The organism is Pseudomonas sp. GL_135 (assembly GCF_057834665.1).
On sequence record NZ_CM174408.1, the window covers coordinates 977,204 to 996,817 of the forward strand.

Genomic DNA, 19,614 nt, shown 5'->3' on the forward strand with positions numbered 1-19,614 from the left:
TTGACGGTTGCCTAACGGCAACCGATCAATTCTCTGCCGCAGGCGCCGTTGTCTGCGGTGGGCGCACGCCCACCTCGGCGTTCAGTTTCAGTTCCTTGCCGTTGCGCATGACCTCAATGGCGATCTTGTCAGTCGGCTTGGTGCGGGCCACCTGATTCATTGAACGACGGCCATCACCTGCCGGCTCGCCGTTGATGCTCAAGATCACGTCACCCAGTTGCAAGCCTGCCTTCTGCGCCGGGCCGTCGCGAAAAATCCCGGCGACCACGATGCCCGGACGATCCTTAAGCCCGAACGATTCAGACAGCTCCTCGGTCAGCGGCTGTACCTCGATGCCCAACCAGCCGCGAATCACCTGACCGTGCTCGATGATCGACTTCATCACCTCCAGGGCCAACTTGGTCGGGATCGCAAAACCGATGCCTTGGGAGCCGCCGGACTTGGAAAAGATCGCCGTGTTGATCCCTGTCAGGTTGCCGTTGGCGTCCACCAGCGCGCCGCCCGAGTTACCCGGGTTGATCGCCGCGTCGGTCTGAATGAAATCTTCGTAGGTATTGAGGCCCAGTTGGTTGCGTCCGGTGGCACTGATGATGCCCATGGTCACGGTCTGGCCAACGCCGAACGGGTTACCGATGGCCAATGCAACGTCGCCGATGCGGATGGCATCAGAACGGCCGAGGGTAATGGAGGGCAGGTTCTTCAGATCGATCTTCAGGACCGCAAGGTCGGTCTCGGGGTCGCTGCCGACGACTTTGGCAATCGTCTCGCGGCCATCCTTGAGCGCCACGACAATCTGGTCCGCACCAGAGGTCACGTGGTTGTTGGTCAGCAGGTAGCCTTCCGGGCTCATGATCACGGCCGATCCCAGGCTCGACTGCATGCGCTTTTGTTTAGGCAGGTTGTCGCCGAAGAAACGACGGAACTGCGGGTCGTCGAACAGCGGATGGTTGGGTTTATTGTTGTTATTGACCATCTTGGTCGTGTACAGATTGGCCACGGCGGGGGCGGCGCTGCTGACGGCGTCCGCGTACGACACCGGGCCTTGTTGCACGAAGGTCTGCTGCGGCGCTTGTTGCAGGTTCACGTCCTGGCTTGGAAGCCCGACCCACTCGGGGTAGCGCTGGATAATCAATAAAGCGATAAGCACACCAGCGAGCAAGGGCCAGCCGAGAAAACGCAGCGCTTTAAACATTGAGCGGAGTCCTGAAGGTAGAAGCGCCTAGCTGCGCCATAATGGCCGGCATTATACGAGGACCGACACGGTCTGGACTGCATATTTAGGAGACTTTTATGGCGGTTGCCTTGAGCACCCTGGTTGAAGAAGCGGACCGTTATCTCGGGAGCGCGCGGATTCAGGATTATTGCCCCAACGGCCTGCAGGTCGAGGGTCGGCCGCAGGTCAGCCGAATCGTCTCCGGCGTCACCGCCAGTCAGGCGCTGCTGGACGCGGCGGTGGAGGCCAATGCCGATCTGGTGCTGGTTCATCACGGCTATTTCTGGAAGGGCGAGAATCCCTGCATCACCGGCATGAAACAGCGCCGGCTGAAGACGCTGCTCAAGCACGACATCAGCCTGCTGTCCTATCACTTGCCCCTCGACCTTCATGCCGACGTGGGCAATAACGTTCAATTGGCCCAGCAGTTGGAGATCACCGTTGAAGGGCCGCTGGACCCGGACAATCCGCGCATCGTCGGGTTGGTCGGCTCACTCAGCGAGGCCATGACACCGCGGGACTTCGCCCGTCGTGTGCAGAGTGCGTTGGGGCGCGAGCCGCTGCTGATTGAGGGCGATGGCATGATTCGCCGGGTCGGCTGGTGCACCGGCGGCGGGCAGGGCTACATCGATCAAGCCGTGCTGGCCGGCGTGGACCTGTATTTGAGCGGCGAGGCGTCCGAGCAGACCTTTCACAGCGCGCGGGAAAACGGTATCAGCTTCATCGCCGCCGGCCATCACGCCACCGAGCGGTATGGTGTGCAGGCCTTGGGCGATTATCTGGCGCGGCGCTTTGCCCTGGAGCATCTGTTCATCGACTGCCCGAACCCGATCTAGCGAGTTCGGAGGTCCGAAGCCTGAGCTATATGGTTAGATCGTTTCGATCTATCCCCGGCGCTGAATAGAATCAGGCCCCATGATAAAGTGCCTCGCTCGATAGAGCCCGCAGGCTCTCCATACATGTACGTTATCCCGTGAGTAACCATGGTCGACAAACTGACGCATCTGAAACAGCTGGAGGCGGAAAGCATCCACATCATCCGCGAGGTCGCTGCCGAGTTTGATAACCCGGTGATGCTGTACTCCGTCGGTAAAGACTCTGCCGTGATGCTGCATCTGGCGCGCAAGGCCTTCTTTCCGGGCAAGCTGCCGTTCCCGGTGATGCACGTCGACACCCGCTGGAAATTCCAGGAGATGTACCGCTTCCGCGACAAGATGGTCGAGGAGATGGGCCTGGACCTGATCGTGCACGTGAACCCGGAAGGTGTCGCGCAGGGTATCAACCCGCTGACCCACGGCAGCTCGAAGCACACCGATATCATGAAAACCCAGGGCCTCAAACAGGCCCTCGACAAGCACGGCTTCGATGCCGCGTTCGGCGGCGCGCGTCGTGACGAAGAGAAATCCCGCGCCAAGGAGCGCGTGTATTCCTTCCGTGACACCAAGCACCGCTGGGACCCCAAAAACCAGCGTCCCGAGCTGTGGAATGTTTACAACGGCAACGTCAACAAAGGCGAGTCGATCCGCGTGTTCCCGCTCTCCAACTGGACCGAGCTGGACATCTGGCAGTACATCTACCTCGAAGGCATCCCGATCGTCCCGCTGTATTTCGCTGCCGAGCGCGAAGTCATCGAGATGAACGGCACCTGGATCATGATCGACGACGACCGCCTGCGTAATCACCTGTCCGACGAGGACAAGAAGCGCATCGTCAAGAAGAAGGTCCGCTTCCGCACATTGGGCGACTACCCGTTGACGGGCGCTGTCGAGTCCGAGGCCACCAGCCTCACCGACATCATTCAGGAAATGCTCCTGACGCGAACTTCCGAGCGCCAGGGCCGGGTCATCGACCACGATGGCGCCGGCTCGATGGAAGAGAAGAAGCGCCAAGGCTACTTCTAGCGGCAAGCAGCAAGTTGGAAGCTTCAAGCCGAAAAGCTGAAGCTCACTTGAACCGGAAGAATTTTGACTAGCTGTATGCCGACGAGCTTGCCGCTTGAAGCTTACAGCTTGGAGCTTGAACCCAATGAGCCATCAATCTGAATTGATCAGCGAGGACATCCTCGCCTATCTGGGCCAGCACGAACGCAAGGAAATGCTGCGCTTCCTGACCTGTGGCAACGTCGACGACGGCAAGAGCACGTTGATCGGGCGTCTGCTGCACGACTCCAAGATGATCTACGAAGATCACTTGGAAGCCATCACCCGTGATTCGAAAAAATCCGGCACCACGGGCGATGAAGTCGATCTGGCGCTGCTGGTCGACGGCCTGCAGGCCGAGCGCGAGCAGGGCATCACCATCGATGTCGCGTACCGTTACTTCTCCACCGCCAAGCGCAAATTCATCATCGCCGACACCCCCGGCCATGAGCAGTACACCCGCAACATGGCCACCGGTGCGTCCACCTGTGACCTGGCGATCATTCTGGTCGACGCCCGCTACGGCGTGCAGACCCAGACCAAGCGCCACAGCTACATCGCCTCGTTGCTGGGCATCAAGCACATCGTGGTCGCCATCAACAAGATGGACCTCAACGGCTTCGACGAGAAAGTCTTCGAGCAGATCAAGGCTGATTATTTGGCGTTCGCCGACCGCATTGCGCTGAAGCCGACCACCATGGAATTCGTGCCGATGTCAGCCCTCAAGGGCGACAACGTGGTCAACCGCAGCGAGCGTTCGCCGTGGTACACCGGCAAGTCGCTGATGGAGATTCTCGAAACCGTCGAGATCGCCAACGACCGCAATTTCACCGACCTGCGTTTCCCGGTGCAGTACGTCAACCGTCCTAACCTGAACTTCCGCGGTTTCGCCGGCACCCTGGCGAGCGGCATCGTGCACAAGGGCGATGAAGTGGTTGTGCTGCCGTCCGGCAAGAGCAGCCGCGTGAAATCCATCGTCACCTTCGAAGGCGAGCTGGAGCACGCGGGCCCGGGTCAGGCCGTGACGCTGACCATGGAAGACGAGATCGACATCTCCCGTGGCGACCTGTTGGTGCATGCCGACAACGTCCCGCAGGTGGCCGACGCCTTCGACGCCATGCTGGTGTGGATGGCCGAAGAGCCGATGCTGCCGGGCAAGAAATACGACATCAAACGCGCCACGTCCTACGTGCCGGGTTCGATTGCCAGCATCACCCACCGTGTTGACGTGAACACGCTGGAAGAAGGCCCTGCCAGTTCGCTGCAGCTGAATGAAATCGGTCGCGTGAAGATCGCACTGGACGCGCCGATCGCCCTCGACGGCTACGACAGCAACCGCACGACGGGGGCGTTCATCGTCATCGACCGTTTGACCAACGGCACCGTGGCGGCCGGCATGATCATCGCCAAACCGGTGGTTGCGGGTGGCGGCAGTCATCACGGCGCGCCGGCCCACGTGTCCGCAGAAGAGCGCGCTCAGCGCTTCGGCCAGAAGCCGGCGACCGTGCTGTTCAGCGGTCTGTCGGGTGCAGGCAAGAGCACGCTGGCGTATGCCGTAGAGCGCAAGCTTTTCGACATGGGCCGTGGGGTGTTCGTTCTTGATGGCCAGAATCTGCGTCACGACGTCAACAAGGGCTTGCCGCAAGATCGCGCCGGTCGCACCGAGAACTGGCGTCGTGCCGCCCACGTTGCCCGTCAGTTCAACGAAGCGGGCCTGCTGACCCTCGCGGCGTTCGTCGCGCCGGACGCGGGCGGTCGGCAGAATGCCAAGGCGCTGATCGGCGATGATCGATTGATCACCGTGTACGTTCAGGCGTCGCCACAGGTCTGTCGCGAGCGTGATCCGCAAGGGCTCTATGCCGCCGACAAGGACAACATCCCGGGTGAATCCTTCCCGTATGACGTCCCGCTGGACGCCGATCTGGTCATCGACACGCAGTCGCTGAATGTCGAAGAAAGCGTCAAGCAAGTGCTGGATCTGCTGCGGACCCGTGGCGTGATCTAAATACCGCTTGCCCTACAAGAAGCCCGCCAGCGATGGCGGGTTTTTTGTTTCCGGCCCATTGCGGATCACGGCCAACCACTCGCCACAAAAAAGCCCGCCCCTGATCACCTCAGGGGCGGGCTTTCTGTGAAACGTGTTGGCTACTTCTTCAAACCGTAATGCTCATCCAGCATGCCTGGGGAATCAGCCGACTTGGGCGCGTAGTCCTTCGGCGGTTCAGCGGCGGTGCGTGGTGGCGTCAGGCGGTCGCGGTGTGGATGGAGCGCGTCAGGGTGCAGCGCGGCGAGCAGTCGTTGACGGGTGATGTCGTCGGTGGCCAGACGGTTGGCGCCTTCGGCCAGATGCTCCTGAACATCGTGGTAGCTTTGCGACAGCTTCTGCACCAGATTGGCCGTGCTGTTGAAGTGGGTGATCACCTCGTTCTGATACGTATCGAAACGCTCCTGAACGTCATCCAGCTGGCGCTGAGTCCCGTTAGGCACGGCATTGGGCAGCGCGCGCGCCACGAAGAAACCGATGATTACACCAACCACCAGGGCGATGGTCGGCAGCAACCAAACTAAGAGCGAGTAATCCACGAGTCCTTCCTCTATAAACGGCTTTGCTTTACGTTAACGGCTCGAACCTGCGCTGTATAGCGGCGACGCGTCGCCAGCCTGCCAGCCACAGACAATCAGCTAGACGAGTCGACCCAATTGAAGGTCACGGAGTTCATTCTTGCTCATGCGTGAGACCCCTGTATTCATCGACGGCCCGGTGGGCCCACTCGAAGCGTTGTACCTCGATCTGGACGAGGCCAAAGGCATCGCGCTGATATGCCATCCTAACCCGGTTCAGGGCGGCACCATGCTCAATAAAGTGATTTCGACACTGCAGCGCACTGCGCGCGATGCCGGCCTGATCACCCTGCGCTTCAACTATCGTGGCGTTGGCGCCAGCGCCGGCAGCTCGGACATGGGGGAGGGCGAAGTCGACGACGCACAGGCTGCCGCGACGTGGCTGCGGGATAAACATCCCGATCTGCCCATGACCTTGTTCGGTTTTTCCTTCGGTGGTTTCGTGGCGGCTACCCTGGGCGGGCGTCTTGAGGCTGAAGGCGAAACCCTGAAGCATCTGTTCATGGTTGCGCCTGCCGTGATGCGCATCGCCAACGTGGACGCATTGCCGCAGAAGGGCGCGCTGACGCTCATTCAGCCGGAAACCGACGAAGTCGTTGACCCACAACGTGTGTACGCGTGGTCTGACACGCTTCAGCGCCCCCATGAGCTGCTGAAAGTGGCAGAATGCGGGCACTTTTTTCACGGCAAGCTGACCGATCTCAAGGATCTGATTCTGCCGCGCCTTTCGAATTGATCGCAGCACCCAAAATAAGCGACTCGCCATGACCACTCGTATCCTCACCGGTATCACCACCACCGGCACACCGCATCTTGGCAACTACGCCGGTGCCATCCGCCCGGCCATCGTTGCCAGCCGCCAAAGCGATGCCGACTCTTTCTACTTCCTGGCTGACTACCACGCGCTGATCAAATGCGATGACCCGCTGCGCATTCAGCGCTCGCGTCTGGAAATCGCCGCGACCTGGCTCGCGGCAGGGCTGGACGTCGAGCGCGTCACGTTCTATCGCCAGTCCGACATTCCGGAAATCCCCGAGCTGACCTGGCTGTTGACCTGCGTGGCCGGCAAGGGCCTGCTCAACCGCGCCCACGCCTACAAGGCCTCGGTGGACAAGAACGTAGAAGCCGGTGAAGACCCGGACGCCGGCATCACCATGGGCCTGTTCAGCTACCCGGTGCTGATGGCCGCCGACATCCTGATGTTCAACGCCCATCAAGTGCCGGTCGGTCGCGATCAGATCCAGCACGTCGAAATGGCGCGCGACATCGGTCAGCGCTTCAATCACCTGTTCGGCAACGGCAAAGAGTTCTTCGTGATGCCCGAAGCACTGATCGAAGAGAGCGTCGCGACCCTGCCTGGCCTGGACGGCCGCAAGATGTCGAAGAGCTACGACAACACCGTGCCGCTGTTCACCAGTGCCAAAGACATGAAGGAAGCAATTTCCCGCATCGTCACTGACTCGCGCCTGCCGGGGGAAGCCAAGGATCCGGAGACGTCGCACCTGTTCACGCTGTACCAGGCATTCGCCAGCAAAGAGCAAGGCGACGAGTTCCGCGCCGACCTGTTGCAGGGATTGGGTTGGGGCGATGCCAAACAGCGCCTGTTTCAGTTGCTGGACGCCGAATTGGGCGAAGCGCGCGAGCATTACCATCGCCTGATCGAGCGCCCCGCTGATCTGGAAGACATCCTGCAGGCAGGCGCCGAGAAGGCCCGTCGTGTGGCCACGCCGTTTCTCGGCGAGCTGCGCGAGGCGGTCGGCCTGCGTTCATTCCGCACATTCCGCACCGCCGCGCAAACCGCCACAGCGACCAAGAAGAAAGCCGGCAAAGGCCCACGCTTCGTTAGCTTCCGTGAAGACGACGGCAGTTTCCGCTTCCGGCTGCTGGCGGCCGATGGCGAGCAACTGCTGCTGTCGCGCAATTTCGCAGACGGCAAAGCCGCCGGTGCGGTGACCAAAGCGTTACAGCAGGGCGGTGAGCTGGACATCCGGCCCGAAGGCGATGCCTTCACCCTGTGGCTGAATGATGCGTGTGTCGCCGACAGCCCGACGTTCGCCGATGCCGCCGCCCGTGACGCCGCGATCGAGAGCCTGAAACTGGCGCTCGCGCCACAACAGGATTAATTGCCATTCCAATGGGCCATCGCTACAGTGACGGCCCGTTTTTGCTCCCTTGCAAGCGACTATGACCCCTCTAGAACGATACCAAGCTGACCTCAAGCGTCCGGACTTTTTCCACGACGCCGCGCAAGAGAATGCAGTGCGCCATCTGCAGCGTCTGTACGACGATCTGGTCGCCGCCCATGACCGCAAGCCGGGATTGCTGGGCAAGCTGTTCGGCAAGAAAGAAGTCCCGATTGTGAAGGGGCTGTATTTCTGGGGCGGTGTCGGCCGGGGCAAGACCTACCTGGTCGACACCTTCTTCGAAGCGCTGCCGTTTGAAGACAAGACGCGCACGCATTTCCACCGCTTCATGAAGCGTGTGCATGAGGAGATGAAAAACCTCAAGGGCGAAAAGAACCCGCTGACCCTGATCGCCAAGCAGTTTTCCGAAGAAGCGCGGGTGATCTGTTTCGACGAATTTTTCGTGTCGGACATCACCGATGCGATGATCCTCGGGACGCTTATGGAAGAGTTGTTCAAGAATGGCGTGACCCTGGTCGCGACCTCGAACATCGTTCCCGACGGTCTCTACAAGGACGGTTTGCAGCGTGCGCGTTTCCTGCCGGCGATCGCGCTGATCAAGCAGAACACCGAGATCGTCAACGTCGACAGCGGTGTCGATTATCGCCTGCGCCATCTGGAGCAAGCCGAGCTGTTCCACTTCCCGCTGAACGAGGCGGCGGAGGAGAGTCTGCGCAAGAGCTTCCGTGCGCTGACCCCTGAATGCACCAAGGCCATCGAGAACGATGTGCTGATCATCGAGAATCGGCAGATCAAGGCGATCCGTACCTGCGACGACGTGGCGTGGTTCGACTTCCGCGAGCTGTGCGACGGGCCGCGTAGCCAGAACGACTACATCGAACTGGGCAAGATCTTCCATGCGGTGCTGCTCAGCGGCGTCGAGCAGATGAGCGTGACCACCGACGACATCGCGCGTCGATTCATCAACATGGTCGACGAGTTCTACGATCGCAACGTCAAGTTGATCATCTCGGCGGAAGTCGAATTGAAAGACCTGTACACCGGCGGCCGCTTGAACTTCGAATTCCAGCGCACGCTCAGCCGATTGCTGGAAATGCAGTCCCACGAATTCCTGTCGCGGGCGCATAAACCCTAGGCGGGAGCTGCAAGCTTCAAGCGGAAAGCTGCAAGAGGAGATCTCGCTCACTTGCAGCTTGAAGCTTGAAGCTGCTGTCAGGCCGCCTGCTGAAACTGCTGCCGATACTGGTTCGGAGACAGGTCGGTGTGTTGACGGAACAGCCGCGCGAAGAAGCTGGCATCGTCGTAGCCGACTTCATAGCTGATGGTCTTGATGCTCTTGCGAGAGCCCGACAGCAAGCCCTTCGCGGTTTCGATGCGCAGGCGTTGCAGGTAATGCAGCGGCTTGTCGCCCGTTGCGGTCTGGAAGCGGCGCATGAAGTTGCGGATGCTCATGCCATGCTCGCGAGCCACATCCTCGAAACGGAATTTGTCGGCGAAGTGTTCTTCGAGCCAGTGCTGAATCTGCAGGATGATCACGTCCTGGTGCAGCTTCTGCCCGCCGAAACCAATCCGTCCCGGGGCGTAGCTGCGTTGCACTTCGTAGAGAATGTCGCGGGCGACGGTCTGCGCGACATGGGCGCCGCAGAAGCGCTCGATCAGGTAGATATAAAGATCACACGCTGAAATCGTGCCGCCTGCGCAATACAGGTTATCGGCGTCGGTCAGGTGCTTTTCCTGATTGAGCAGCACGTTCGGAAAACGCTCAGCAAACTCGTTGAAAAACCGCCAGTAGGTGGTCGCTTCCTTGCCGTCGAGCAGCCCCGCATCCCCAAGCCAGAACACGCCGCTGGCCTCGCCGCAGAGCACGGCGCCGCGCGCATGTTGCTCACGCAGCCACGGCAGGATTTGCGGATAGCGCTCACGCAGGGTGTCGAAATCTTCGACGAAAGCGGGAAGGATGATGATGTCGCTGTGTTCTAGCACGCCGTCTACAGGGATGACGACGTCGCTGAAGCTGCGCACTTCCTTGCCGTCCGGGCTGACCAGTCGGGTTTCGAAGGCCGGCTTGAAGCCCTGTCCCAACTGCTTGCCATAGCGCAGGCTGGCGAGGTGAAAGAAGTCTTTGGCTTGCATGAGCGTGGAGGCAAAAATTCCATCGATCGCAAGAATGCTGACACGCCGCAACGGCGTGATGGATTGGATAGACATAGTCTTTTGTTCTTATATGGGAAAGTGGTCAAGCAACGGCGTGATCGTCTTATTTTTTGTCGGATGTGTCCAGTGTCGCCGTCATCCGGCTGCGCCTACGCTCTGTTGACGTTTTGTCCGACAATCCTTCGCGTCAGGTGCAGCCATGCTTCCCAGAACACTCTTCAGCTCAGAGCACGAGCTTTTCCGAAACAGCGTGCGCAAGTTCTTCGAGCAGCACGCGGCGCCGTTTCATGCCCAGTGGGAGAAGCAGGGCCACATCGACCGCACGCTGTGGAATCGGGCGGGGGAGCAGGGCATGTTGTGTTCGCACTTGCCGGAAGAGTACGGCGGCATGGGCGCGGATTTTCTCTACACCACCGTGGTGATCGAAGAAATTTCCCGACTCGGCCTGACCGGTATCGGTTTTTCCCTTCATTCGGACATCGTCGCGCCCTACATCCTGCACTACGGCAGCGAGGCGCTGAAGCTCAAATATCTGCCCAAACTGGTCTCCGGGGAGCTGGTCACCGCCATTGCGATGACCGAGCCAGGCGCAGGTTCTGACCTGCAAGGGGTCAAGACCACTGCGGTGCTGGACGGGGACGAGTACGTCATTAATGGCTCGAAGACTTTCATCACCAACGGATTTCTTGCTGATCTGGCGATTGTCGTCGCCAAGACCGATCCCAAGGCGGGCGCGAAGGGCACCAGTCTGTTTGTCGTGGAGGCGGGCACGCCGGGCTTCGCGAAAGGCAAGCGACTGGAGAAGGTCGGCATGAAGGCGCAGGACACGTCGGAATTGTTCTTCCAGGACGTCAGAGTGCCCAGGGAGAATCTGCTCGGTCAGGCCGGGATGGGGTTTGCGTATCTGATGCAGGAGCTCCCGCAGGAGCGCCTGACGGTGGCCATCGGCGCCATAGCTTCTGCCGAAGCCGCCTTGCAATGGACACTCGAGTACACGCGGGAACGGAAGGCGTTTGGCAAGGCGATCATCGACTTCCAGAACACCCGTTTCAAACTGGCTGAAATCGCTACCGAAGTTCAGATTGGTCGTACGTTCATTGATCGATGCCTGGAGTTGCATCTGGAAGGAAAGCTGGATGTGCCGACGGCGGCCATGGCGAAATACTGGTCGACCGACCTGCAATGCAAGGTGCTGGATGAATGCGTCCAGTTGCATGGCGGCTACGGCTTCATGTGGGAATACCCGATCGCCCGGGCGTGGGCCGATGCGCGGGTGCAGCGGATCTATGCCGGGACCAATGAAATCATGAAAGAGATCATTGCCCGGTCTCTGTAATCCTGTGCTGAACCCAGAGGGGCCTTGTAAAGACCCTCTGCGGTTCCACAGTCAATCAGCGATCACGCAATGACCGATCAAGGCGCAGGATTCGGTTGATCCTTGTGAATCGCTTCAATGCCCGCCAGCACTTCATCCGACAGCACCAGTTCCGCGCTCGCCACGTTGCTTTCCAGCTGCTCCAGCGTGGTCGCACCGATGATGTTGCTGGTAACGAAGCTGCGGCTGGTGACGAACGCCAACGCCATTTGCGCCGGATCAAGACCGTGCTCGCGGGCCAGCGCAACGTAGCGCGCACAGGCTGCTTCCGATTGCGGATTGAAATAGCGCGTGAAGCGGCTGTACAGGCTCAAACGGCCCTTGGCAGGGCGAGCGCCGTCTGCGTATTTGCCGGACAACATGCCGAACGCCATGGGCGAATAGGCCAGCAGGCCGCATTGCTCGCGAATCGCCACTTCCGCCAGACCCACTTCGAAGCTGCGGTTGAGCAGGTTGTAGGGGTTCTGAATCGACACCGGACGCGTCAAACCATGGGCATCCGACTCGGCGAGAAACTTCATGGTGCCCCACGGCGTTTCGTTCGACAGACCCACGTGGCGGATCTTGCCGGCCTTGACCTGCTCGTCCAGCGCTTCGAGCACTTCCAGCAGCGGGGTGAACTGTTCCTCACTGTGGTTGTAACCCAGCTTGCCGAAGAAATTGGTGCTGCGCTCAGGCCAGTGCAGTTGATACAGATCGAGGTAATCGGTCTGCAGGCGTTTGAGGCTGGCATCCAGCGCCGCGACGATGTGATCGCGGTTGAATTTCAGCTGACCGTCACGGATGTAGTCGATGCCGTTGCCGGGACCGGCGATTTTGCTGGCGAGAATCCAGTCAGCGCGGTCGCCGCTCTGTTTGAACCAGTTGCCGATGATGGTTTCGGTGCTGGCGTAGGTTTCTTTCTTAGGTGGCACCGGATACATCTCGGCGGTGTCGATGAAATTGATGCCGGCAGCCTTGGCCCGTTCGATCTGCGCGAAGGCCTCGGACTGGCTGTTCTGCTCACCCCAGGTCATCGTGCCGAGGCAGATTGCGCTGACATTGAGGTCGGTTCTGCCCAGTTGGCGGTAGTCCATTTGGCTCTCCTGTTTAAAAGAGCCATAAAAGCAGGTTGAAATTTTTTTCGCAATCTGCATAATTCCGCTCCTCTTTGTCGCTGGAGTGATGCCCCGCGACAAAAGAAACCGCTGCGATCGAACGCGCTGACCCGAGCCCCCTATAGCGTTCGTGCCCGGCGGCCTTTGACTTGTCAAAGACCGTACTAATGAGTATGCTCCGCCGTCTATTTTTCAGGGCGGCCTTTGAGGCTATAAAGAATGAAAACTTTTACCGCTAAACCGGAAACAGTAAAGCGCGACTGGTTCGTCGTCGACGCTGCTGGTCAGACCCTGGGTCGTCTGGCCACTGAAATCGCGAGCCGTCTGCGTGGCAAGCACAAGCCGGAATACACTCCGCACGTTGACACTGGCGACTACATCGTCGTGATCAATGCTGAGCAGATCCGTGTGACCGGTGCCAAGACCACCGACAAGATCTACTACTCTCACTCCGGTTTCCCGGGCGGGATCAAGTCGATCAACTTTGAAAAGCTGATCGCCAAAGCTCCTGAGCGCGTGATCGAGACCGCGGTCAAAGGCATGCTGCCTAAGAACCCGCTGGGTCGCGACATGTATCGTAAGCTGAAAGTCTATGCGGGCGCTGCACACCCTCATACTGCTCAGCAGCCCCAAGAACTGAAGTTTTAACGGAATAGTTCATTATGTCGGCGACTCAAAATTACGGCACTGGCCGTCGCAAGACCGCAACCGCTCGCGTTTTCCTGCGTCCGGGTACCGGTAACATCTCCATCAACAACCGTTCCCTGGACTCGTTCTTCGGTCGCGAAACTGCCCGCATGGTAGTTCGTCAGCCGCTGGAACTGACTCAGACTGTCGAGAAATTCGACATCTACGTCACTGTCATCGGCGGTGGTGTGAGTGGTCAAGCTGGCGCAATCCGCCACGGTATCACCCGCGCTCTGATGCAATACGACGAAACCCTGCGCGGCGCTCTGCGCAAAGCAGGCTTCGTCACTCGCGATGCTCGCGAAGTTGAACGTAAGAAAGTCGGTCTGCGTAAAGCGCGTAAGCGTCCGCAGTACTCGAAGCGTTAATTCGCTTCCGTTCAAAAAGAACGCTCAGTTTCTATACGAAGCTGGGCGTTTTTTTATGGCTGTCTTTTATTGATTCCGCAGGCGTTGGCCAAGGAGATCTCGGATGCTGACGGGAGAGGGTGCCATGGGCAATGGCGGCGTAAACACGGGTCGGCGTCGTTTCCTTGTAGCTGCCACGTCTGTAGTAGGCGCAGCAGGAGCGGTCGGCGCCGCCGTGCCGTTCGTTGGCTCATGGTTCCCGAGCGCCAAAGCCAAGGCTGCGGGAGCCCCTGTCAAAGTCAACATCAGCAAGATCGAGCCCGGCCAGCAGATGATCGCCGAGTGGCGCGGTCAGCCGGTGTTGATTGTCCGTCGTACGCCCGAGATCCTTTCCGGTCTGGGCCAGCTCACGAGCCGGCTCTCCGATCCCGAATCAAAGGATTCTACCCAGCCTGGCTACGTCGATCCGGTGGTCCGTTCCATCCGGCCGGAAATCCTGGTGTTGGTCGGCATCTGTACCCATCTCGGCTGCTCGCCCACGTTTCGCCCCGAAGTCGCCCCCGCTGACTTGGGCAAGGACTGGGTCGGTGGATATTTTTGCCCTTGTCATGGCTCCAGGTATGACCTTGCCGGACGCGTGTACAAGGCGCAGCCGGCACCGCTGAATCTGCCAGTGCCGCCGCATTCCTACGAGTCGGACTCAGTTATCGTCATTGGTCTGGATCAGGAGGAGGCGTAATGAGCAGGCTCATGGGCTGGATCAATGCGCGCTTTCCTGCGACCTCAATGTGGGAAAACCACCTGAGCAAGTACTACGTGCCCAGGAACCTCAATTTCTTTTACATTTTCGGTGTTTTGGCGCTGCTGGTGCTGGTCAACCAGGTCCTCACGGGCATCTGGCTGACGATGAGTTACACGCCTACGGCCGAGGGGGCCTTTGCCTCGGTCGAGTCCATCATGCGTGACGTTGAATACGGCTCGATCCTGCGGCTGTTGCATTCGACAGGCGCGTCGGCGTTCTTCATCGTCATCTACCTGCATATGTTCCGCGGGCTGCTGTACGGCTCGTATCAGAAGCCGCGGGAGCTGGTCTGGGTCTTCGGCATGCTGATTTATCTGGCGCTGATGGCCGAGGCGTTCACAGGCTACCTGCTGCCGTGGGGGCAAATGTCGTACTGGGGCGCCCAGGTGATCATTTCCCTGTTCGGCGCCATCCCCTTTATCGGCAACGACCTTGCGCAGTGGATTCGCGGCGATTACCTGATTTCAGGAATCACCCTCAATCGCTTCTTCGCGCTGCATGTCGTGGCGCTGCCAATCGTGGTGCTCGGGCTCGTGGTGCTGCATATCCTGGCGCTGCATGAAGTGGGCTCCAACAACCCTGATGGCGTCGACATCAAGAAGTACAAGGATGAGAACGGCAATCCTCTGGATGGCATTCCCTTTCACCCGTACTACACGGTCAAGGATTTGCTTGGCGTCGTGGTGTTTCTGTTTATCTTCTGCTCAGTGGTTTTTTTCTTTCCGGAGATGGGCGGTTACTTCCTCGAGAAATCCAACTTCGAGCAGGCCAACGCCTTAAAGACCCCGGAGCACATTGCGCCGGTCTGGTACTTCACGCCGTTCTACGCGATCTTGCGCGCCATCCCGGACAAGCTCCTCGGCGTGATGGCCATGGGCGCAGCCATCGCCGTGCTGTTCGTGCTGCCGTGGCTTGACCGCAGCCCGGTCAAATCGATGCGCTACAAGGGCTGGCTGAGCCGGGTATGGCTGCTGTTGTTTTGCGGGTCCTTCGTGACCCTCGGGGTGCTGGGCGTATTGCCGCCGAGCCCCGGGCGGGCATTGCTGTCGCAGGCCTGCACCTTCCTGTACTTCGCGTACTTCATCCTGATGCCGTTCTACACGCGCATGGAGCGGACGAAGCCGGTGCCGGACAGGGTGACGAGCTGATGAAGCGGCTGCTCGCTGTCTTGCTCATTGCCCTGTTGCCGGCGTTGTCATTCGCCACTGAGCACGCTGCGGACCTGGAGAGCGTCGACATCGACGTGTCTGACAAGGCCGCTCTGCAGGATGGTGCGCGCACGTTCGTCAATTACTGCATGGGTTGCCACAGCGCCAAGTTCCAACGGTACGAGCGCGTTGCGGACGATCTCGGTATCTCCCACGCGCTGATGCTGGAAAAGCTGGCGCCTGCCGGGGCAAAGATCGGCGATCACATGACCATCGGCATGCAGCCGGCAGACGCGAAAACATGGTTCGGCGCAGCACCGCCCGATCTGACCCTCGTCGCGCGGGTACGCGGGACGGACTGGCTCTATGGCTACCTGCGTTCGTTCTACGAGGACCCAACGCGGCCCTGGGGCGTGAACAACACCGTCGTCCCCAACGTGGCCATGCCCAATGTGCTGGAAGGGCTTCAGGGGCGTCAGAGGCTCGGCTGCAGGGAGGTTCAGCGGCGCGGGATGGAAGAAGAACATGCAGACATGCCCCTTACCGACAAAGCCTGCGATCAACTGGTCGCCGTCCCCAACACCGGCACGCTGACCGAAGCGCAGTTCAACGAGAAGATAAAGAATCTCGTCACCTTCCTCGCCTATTCGGCCAACCCGGACAAGCTGCGGCACCAGCGCATCGGCACCTACGTGCTGCTTTACCTCGCCGTGCTGCTCATCCTGGCCTACCTGCTCAAGCGCGAATTCTGGAAAGACATCAATTGAGCAGCCGTCTGATTCGCGGGTCTGCGCCGCTTGCAGCTGCACTGTTTCAGGTAATGAGGGGAGAGCAGGTATAGTGGCGGGCTGAAGATTGCAGAATCTACCTTGAGTAAATGAGCTATCTTGTCGCCCGCGTTGAACACCCGATCATCGTGGACGTCGCCGAAAGCGCCCTCGCGGCGCATCCGTATTTCTGCTTTTTGAATATCTACAAGCGAGGAGGACCGCCATGGGCGTGACCAATCGGTTGGCCTGTTACTCCGACCCCGCCGACCACTATTCCCATCGCGTGCGCATTGTGCTCGCCGAGAAAGGTGTCAGCGCCGAGATCATTGAAGTTGTCGAGGGCCGTCATCCGCCCAAATTGATCGAGGTGAATCCGTACGGCAGCGTGCCGACCCTGGTTGATCGTGACCTGGCGTTGTACGAGTCGACGGTGGTAATGGAATACCTGGACGAACGTTACCCCCATCCGCCGCTGCTCCCGGTCTATCCGGTAGCGCGTGCCAACAGCCGCTTGCTGATCCACAGGATTCAGCGCGACTGGTGCGGCCTGGTGGATCTGATTCTGGACCCGCGCAGCAAAGAAGCTGCACGTGTTCAGGCGCGCAAGGAACTGCGTGAAAGTTTGACCGGCGTGTCGCCGTTGTTCGCGGACAAGCCTTTTTTCCTGAGCGACGAGCAAAGTCTGGTCGACTGCTGTCTATTGCCCATACTCTGGCGCCTGCCGATTCTGGGTATCGAATTGCCGCGGCCCGCCAAGCCGCTGCTTGACTATATGGAGCGCCAATTTGCGCGTGAGGCATTTCAGGCAAGTCTGTCTGGTGTCGAACGCGACATGCGCTAAGGCCTTAGGAGCCGTTTGATGAACTCCAGTCGCCCTTATCTGATCCGCGCTTTGTATGAGTGGATCGTGGATAACGATTGCACACCGCACGTACTCGTCAATGCCGAGTTTCCCGCGGTGCAAGTCCCGCAAGGCTTTGCCAATGACGGGCAGATCGTTCTGAACATTTCACCGAGCGCCGTTCGCCATTTGCACATGGACAACGATGCGGTGAGTTTCGAAGGCCGCTTCGGTGGCGTTCCCCACAGCCTGTACGTGCCCATTGCCGCCATCATGGGCATTTATGCCCGCGAGAACGGCCAGGGCATGGTCTTCGATCTGGAGCCTGCTGTGGACGAAGACGAAGATCTGGACGTCGAAGACGACATGCCGCCACCGAACGACGAGCCGCCACGCCCTACGGGCCGGCCGAGTCTGAAAGTGGTCAAGTAAGTCGCTTCTGCAATAACAAAAAAGGCGATCCCGAGGGATCGCCTTTTTTGTGCGCGCCGAGTAGCGGTTGCCCATTCATACCAGGTTCGTAAGCGGCCAGCGAACACACCTTCAGAGATCCGGAGTTAAACGTGATGGTGTCCGCCTATTAATGCCGCATCAGTGGATGGATTGATGGCTGCCTGATCCGCCCAAGGCATATTCCCTGTGCGCGTGCATGGCACCGGGAATTCCCGCTTGCACTTAGACATCCCGTTTAAGCGCCTCCTGCTTGCTAAAAGCTCGCAGGCAGAGGCTGACTATCACCACCACAAGGCAATAGACGATACCCTTGGGCGCGTCCAGAACGCCGTCATCGAAAACAACTATGGCGGAAATGAGTGCAAAAACCACGGTGCTACTCAACCAGGCTTCGCGGAAAAATTTCCTCTGCTGTTCATTCATGATCAGTTCTTAGTCCTTTAAGTGGATACGGCGCGAGCCATGCAATGTGGCCGGCGCCTATGAGGTGCTGTCAACGTAGTATATGTATTGCCCAGATGTAACAGCATGGGTCTGTACTGCATGGTGTGTGGCATGCTCGGCTTGCTTTCCGGGAGGGGCTTGTATGAATGAGGGGTGATATCCACGTCAATCACCTTCAGGGTTCGTCACGCCATAGCCGTGCATAAAAAAGCCCTCACTTAGAGGGCTTTAGATGGTTCTGGTGCATCTGGGCATTAAAAACCTAGCTGGCGTTTTAGCGCGAGCAAATTGGCTCTTGTCAAACAATCAGTCGATGTACTCAAACAGCTTCACGATTTTCTGCACGCCGCCGACGCCTTGCACCAGGTTGGTGGCGCGGGTGGCTTCTGCCTGGGTCAGCAGGCCCAGCAGGTAGACGATGCCGTTTTCAGTCACGACCTTGATGCGCGAGCCCGGGATGGCGCTGTCGGTGAGCATCTCGGTTTTGATCTTGCTCGTCAGCCAGGCGTCATTGCTGCGCGCCAGCATCGAGGACGGGCCGGTGACCTGTAGCTCGTTGTTGACCTTCTTGACCTTCTGCACCTGGCTGGCGGTTTGCTCGGCCAGTTGCTTGAGGTCGGCGCGCGGTGTCTGGCCCGCCAACAGCACGATGCCGTTGAAGCTGGTCACGACGATGTGCGAGGCGTTGTCCAGATCAGGGTTGGCCTTGGCGATGTTGACCGAAACCTTGGTCTCGATCAGCGAGTCGTCGATCTTGCTGCCGAAGGTGCGTGTACCGCGGTCGTCATCGATTGGCGCTTCGCGGCTGGCGTTGATCACCGAGCTGCATCCGCTGATGCCCAGGCAGAGCGTCAGGGCCAGCAGGCTAAGACGTTTGGATATCATTCTTCACTCCCGAACAGTTGGCTGTCGATCAAGTCGCAAAGGCAGTGGATCGCCAGCAGGTGGACTTCCTGGATACGTGCGGTGACTTTTGCCGGGACGCGGATTTCGACGTCCTCCGGCAACAGCAACGACGCAACGTCGCCGCCATCGCGACCGGTCAAGGCTACGACAATCATTTCACGATCATGTGCGGCCTGGATGGCCTGAATAATGTTCGCCGAATTGCCGCTGGTGGAAATCGCCAGCAGCACATCGCCCGGCTGACCCAGCGCACGAATCTGTTTGGAGAAGATTTCGTTGTAGCTGTAGTCGTTGGCGATGGAGGTGATGGTGGACGTGTCGGTCGTCAACGCGATGGCCGGCAGGCTCGGTCGTTCGCGTTCGAAACGGTTGAGCAGCTCCGAGGAAAAGTGCTGCGCATCGCCAGCCGAACCGCCGTTACCGCAGGCGAGCATCTTGCCCTCATTGAGCAGGGCGTTGACCATCACTTGGCTGGCTTGCTCGATGTGGGGTGCAACAACATCCATCGCCTGTTGCTTGGTGTCGATGCTGGCCTGAAAAAGCTGGCGAATTCGGGATTGCATGTCCATCTATGAAAACCTTAATAGGGGCGGCTGGTCGGGGCGGCGTCCGATAAGTCATCGGCGTCCCGGCACAAAACTGTGCAGCCCGCAAAGCAAAGAGCAAAAGAGCCAGTGTGGTTCGTTGGGTGG

General features: G+C 59.3%; 21 protein-coding genes. 14 read left to right on the top strand and 7 right to left on the bottom strand.

Features of this window, described 5'->3' with window-relative positions:
* Nucleotides 1–25: 25 nt before the first annotated feature.
* Nucleotides 26–1,192, bottom strand: coding sequence for a Do family serine endopeptidase AlgW (algW, locus tag AC3ISG_RS04450; RefSeq protein ID WP_122535914.1), 1,167 nt, complete (start codon nt 1,190–1,192; stop codon nt 26–28).
* A gap of 98 nt (nt 1,193–1,290) precedes the next feature.
* On the opposite strand from algW, the gene AC3ISG_RS04455 reads away from it, so the two are divergent.
* The 3 genes from AC3ISG_RS04455 (at nt 1,291) to cysN (ending at nt 5,137) form a co-directional block, all read left to right on the top strand.
* Nucleotides 1,291–2,049, top strand: coding sequence for a Nif3-like dinuclear metal center hexameric protein (locus AC3ISG_RS04455; RefSeq protein ID WP_122535915.1), 759 nt, complete (start codon nt 1,291–1,293; stop codon nt 2,047–2,049).
* 147 nt (nt 2,050–2,196) lie between these two features.
* Nucleotides 2,197–3,114, top strand: a complete 918-nt coding sequence (gene cysD, locus AC3ISG_RS04460; protein WP_122535916.1) for a sulfate adenylyltransferase subunit CysD — start codon at nt 2,197–2,199, stop codon at nt 3,112–3,114.
* A 124-nt stretch (nt 3,115–3,238) separates the two neighbouring features.
* On the top strand, nt 3,239–5,137 hold the full coding sequence (cysN, locus tag AC3ISG_RS04465; protein ID WP_122622494.1) for a sulfate adenylyltransferase subunit CysN: 1,899 nt from the start codon (nt 3,239–3,241) through the stop codon (nt 5,135–5,137).
* A 140-nt stretch (nt 5,138–5,277) separates the two neighbouring features.
* On the opposite strand, the gene AC3ISG_RS04470 is transcribed toward cysN, so the two are convergent.
* Nucleotides 5,278–5,715, bottom strand: coding sequence for a Z-ring associated ZapG family protein (locus tag AC3ISG_RS04470; protein ID WP_122535918.1), 438 nt, complete (start codon nt 5,713–5,715; stop codon nt 5,278–5,280).
* Between the two features lie 145 nt (nt 5,716–5,860).
* On the opposite strand from AC3ISG_RS04470, the gene AC3ISG_RS04475 reads away from it, so the two are divergent.
* The 3 genes from AC3ISG_RS04475 to zapE all read left to right on the top strand — a co-directional run bounded on the left by AC3ISG_RS04475 (nt 5,861) and on the right by zapE (nt 9,033).
* Nucleotides 5,861–6,490 (top strand): alpha/beta fold hydrolase, encoded by a 630-nt coding sequence (locus AC3ISG_RS04475; RefSeq protein WP_122535919.1) that lies wholly within the window; start codon nt 5,861–5,863, stop codon nt 6,488–6,490.
* 28 nt (nt 6,491–6,518) lie between these two features.
* Nucleotides 6,519–7,877 carry a tryptophan--tRNA ligase gene (locus tag AC3ISG_RS04480; RefSeq protein WP_489298596.1) on the top strand — a complete coding sequence of 453 codons (1,359 nt, stop codon included), beginning with the start codon at nt 6,519–6,521 and terminating at the stop codon, nt 7,875–7,877.
* A gap of 61 nt (nt 7,878–7,938) precedes the next feature.
* Nucleotides 7,939–9,033 carry a cell division protein ZapE gene (gene zapE, locus AC3ISG_RS04485; RefSeq protein WP_122535921.1) on the top strand — a complete coding sequence of 365 codons (1,095 nt, stop codon included), beginning with the start codon at nt 7,939–7,941 and terminating at the stop codon, nt 9,031–9,033.
* 77 nt (nt 9,034–9,110) lie between these two features.
* Here zapE and AC3ISG_RS04490 read toward each other — a convergent pair whose 3' ends face one another.
* Nucleotides 9,111–10,031 (bottom strand): GlxA family transcriptional regulator, encoded by a 921-nt coding sequence (locus AC3ISG_RS04490; RefSeq protein WP_172612965.1) that lies wholly within the window; start codon nt 10,029–10,031, stop codon nt 9,111–9,113.
* Nucleotides 10,032–10,251: 220 nt separating this feature from the next.
* On the opposite strand from AC3ISG_RS04490, the gene AC3ISG_RS04495 reads away from it, so the two are divergent.
* Nucleotides 10,252–11,388 carry an acyl-CoA dehydrogenase family protein gene (locus AC3ISG_RS04495; protein ID WP_489298597.1) on the top strand — a complete coding sequence of 379 codons (1,137 nt, stop codon included), beginning with the start codon at nt 10,252–10,254 and terminating at the stop codon, nt 11,386–11,388.
* A gap of 77 nt (nt 11,389–11,465) precedes the next feature.
* Here the strand turns inward: AC3ISG_RS04495 and AC3ISG_RS04500 are convergent, their stop codons facing one another.
* Nucleotides 11,466–12,503, bottom strand: coding sequence for an NADP(H)-dependent aldo-keto reductase (locus AC3ISG_RS04500; RefSeq protein WP_489298598.1), 1,038 nt, complete (start codon nt 12,501–12,503; stop codon nt 11,466–11,468).
* Between the two features lie 240 nt (nt 12,504–12,743).
* Here AC3ISG_RS04500 and rplM point away from each other — a divergent pair, with 240 nt between their 5' ends.
* The 7 genes from rplM (at nt 12,744) to AC3ISG_RS04535 (ending at nt 17,551) form a co-directional block, all read left to right on the top strand.
* Nucleotides 12,744–13,172, top strand: coding sequence for a 50S ribosomal protein L13 (gene rplM / locus AC3ISG_RS04505; protein ID WP_019693576.1), 429 nt, complete (start codon nt 12,744–12,746; stop codon nt 13,170–13,172).
* Between the two features lie 14 nt (nt 13,173–13,186).
* A complete protein-coding gene (rpsI, locus tag AC3ISG_RS04510; RefSeq protein ID WP_065992123.1) occupies nt 13,187–13,579 on the top strand; it encodes a 30S ribosomal protein S9 in 393 nt (130 codons plus the stop codon).
* A gap of 124 nt (nt 13,580–13,703) precedes the next feature.
* Nucleotides 13,704–14,297: a ubiquinol-cytochrome c reductase iron-sulfur subunit gene (petA, locus tag AC3ISG_RS04515; protein ID WP_489299455.1), complete on the top strand. Its 594-nt coding sequence runs from the start codon at nt 13,704–13,706 to the stop codon at nt 14,295–14,297.
* Nucleotides 14,297–15,508, top strand: a complete 1,212-nt coding sequence (locus tag AC3ISG_RS04520) for a cytochrome b (protein WP_489298599.1) — start codon at nt 14,297–14,299, stop codon at nt 15,506–15,508. Before petA ends, AC3ISG_RS04520 begins: the two co-directional genes overlap by 1 nt.
* Entirely contained in the window at nt 15,508–16,275 is a 768-nt protein-coding gene (locus AC3ISG_RS04525) for a cytochrome c1 (protein ID WP_489298600.1), read from the top strand. The genes AC3ISG_RS04520 and AC3ISG_RS04525 overlap by 1 nt, the downstream gene beginning before the upstream one ends.
* 226 nt (nt 16,276–16,501) lie before the next feature.
* Nucleotides 16,502–17,119 carry a glutathione S-transferase N-terminal domain-containing protein gene (locus AC3ISG_RS04530; RefSeq protein WP_037014722.1) on the top strand — a complete coding sequence of 206 codons (618 nt, stop codon included), beginning with the start codon at nt 16,502–16,504 and terminating at the stop codon, nt 17,117–17,119.
* A gap of 18 nt (nt 17,120–17,137) precedes the next feature.
* Entirely contained in the window at nt 17,138–17,551 is a 414-nt protein-coding gene (locus AC3ISG_RS04535; RefSeq protein ID WP_122535926.1) for a ClpXP protease specificity-enhancing factor, read from the top strand.
* 243 nt (nt 17,552–17,794) lie between these two features.
* Here the strand turns inward: AC3ISG_RS04535 and AC3ISG_RS04540 are convergent, their stop codons facing one another.
* The 3 genes from AC3ISG_RS04540 to AC3ISG_RS04550 form a co-directional block, all read right to left on the bottom strand.
* Nucleotides 17,795–17,995: a hypothetical protein gene (locus AC3ISG_RS04540; protein ID WP_489298601.1), complete on the bottom strand. Its 201-nt coding sequence runs from the start codon at nt 17,993–17,995 to the stop codon at nt 17,795–17,797.
* A 327-nt stretch (nt 17,996–18,322) separates the two neighbouring features.
* Entirely contained in the window at nt 18,323–18,901 is a 579-nt protein-coding gene (locus AC3ISG_RS04545) for a BON domain-containing protein (RefSeq protein ID WP_065992133.1), read from the bottom strand.
* The gene (locus AC3ISG_RS04550) at nt 18,898–19,491 is read right to left on the bottom strand and encodes a phosphoheptose isomerase (RefSeq protein ID WP_065992135.1); all 594 of its coding nucleotides are present in this window, start codon (nt 19,489–19,491) and stop codon (nt 18,898–18,900) included. The genes AC3ISG_RS04545 and AC3ISG_RS04550 overlap by 4 nt, the downstream gene beginning before the upstream one ends.
* Nucleotides 19,492–19,614 lie beyond the last annotated feature (123 nt).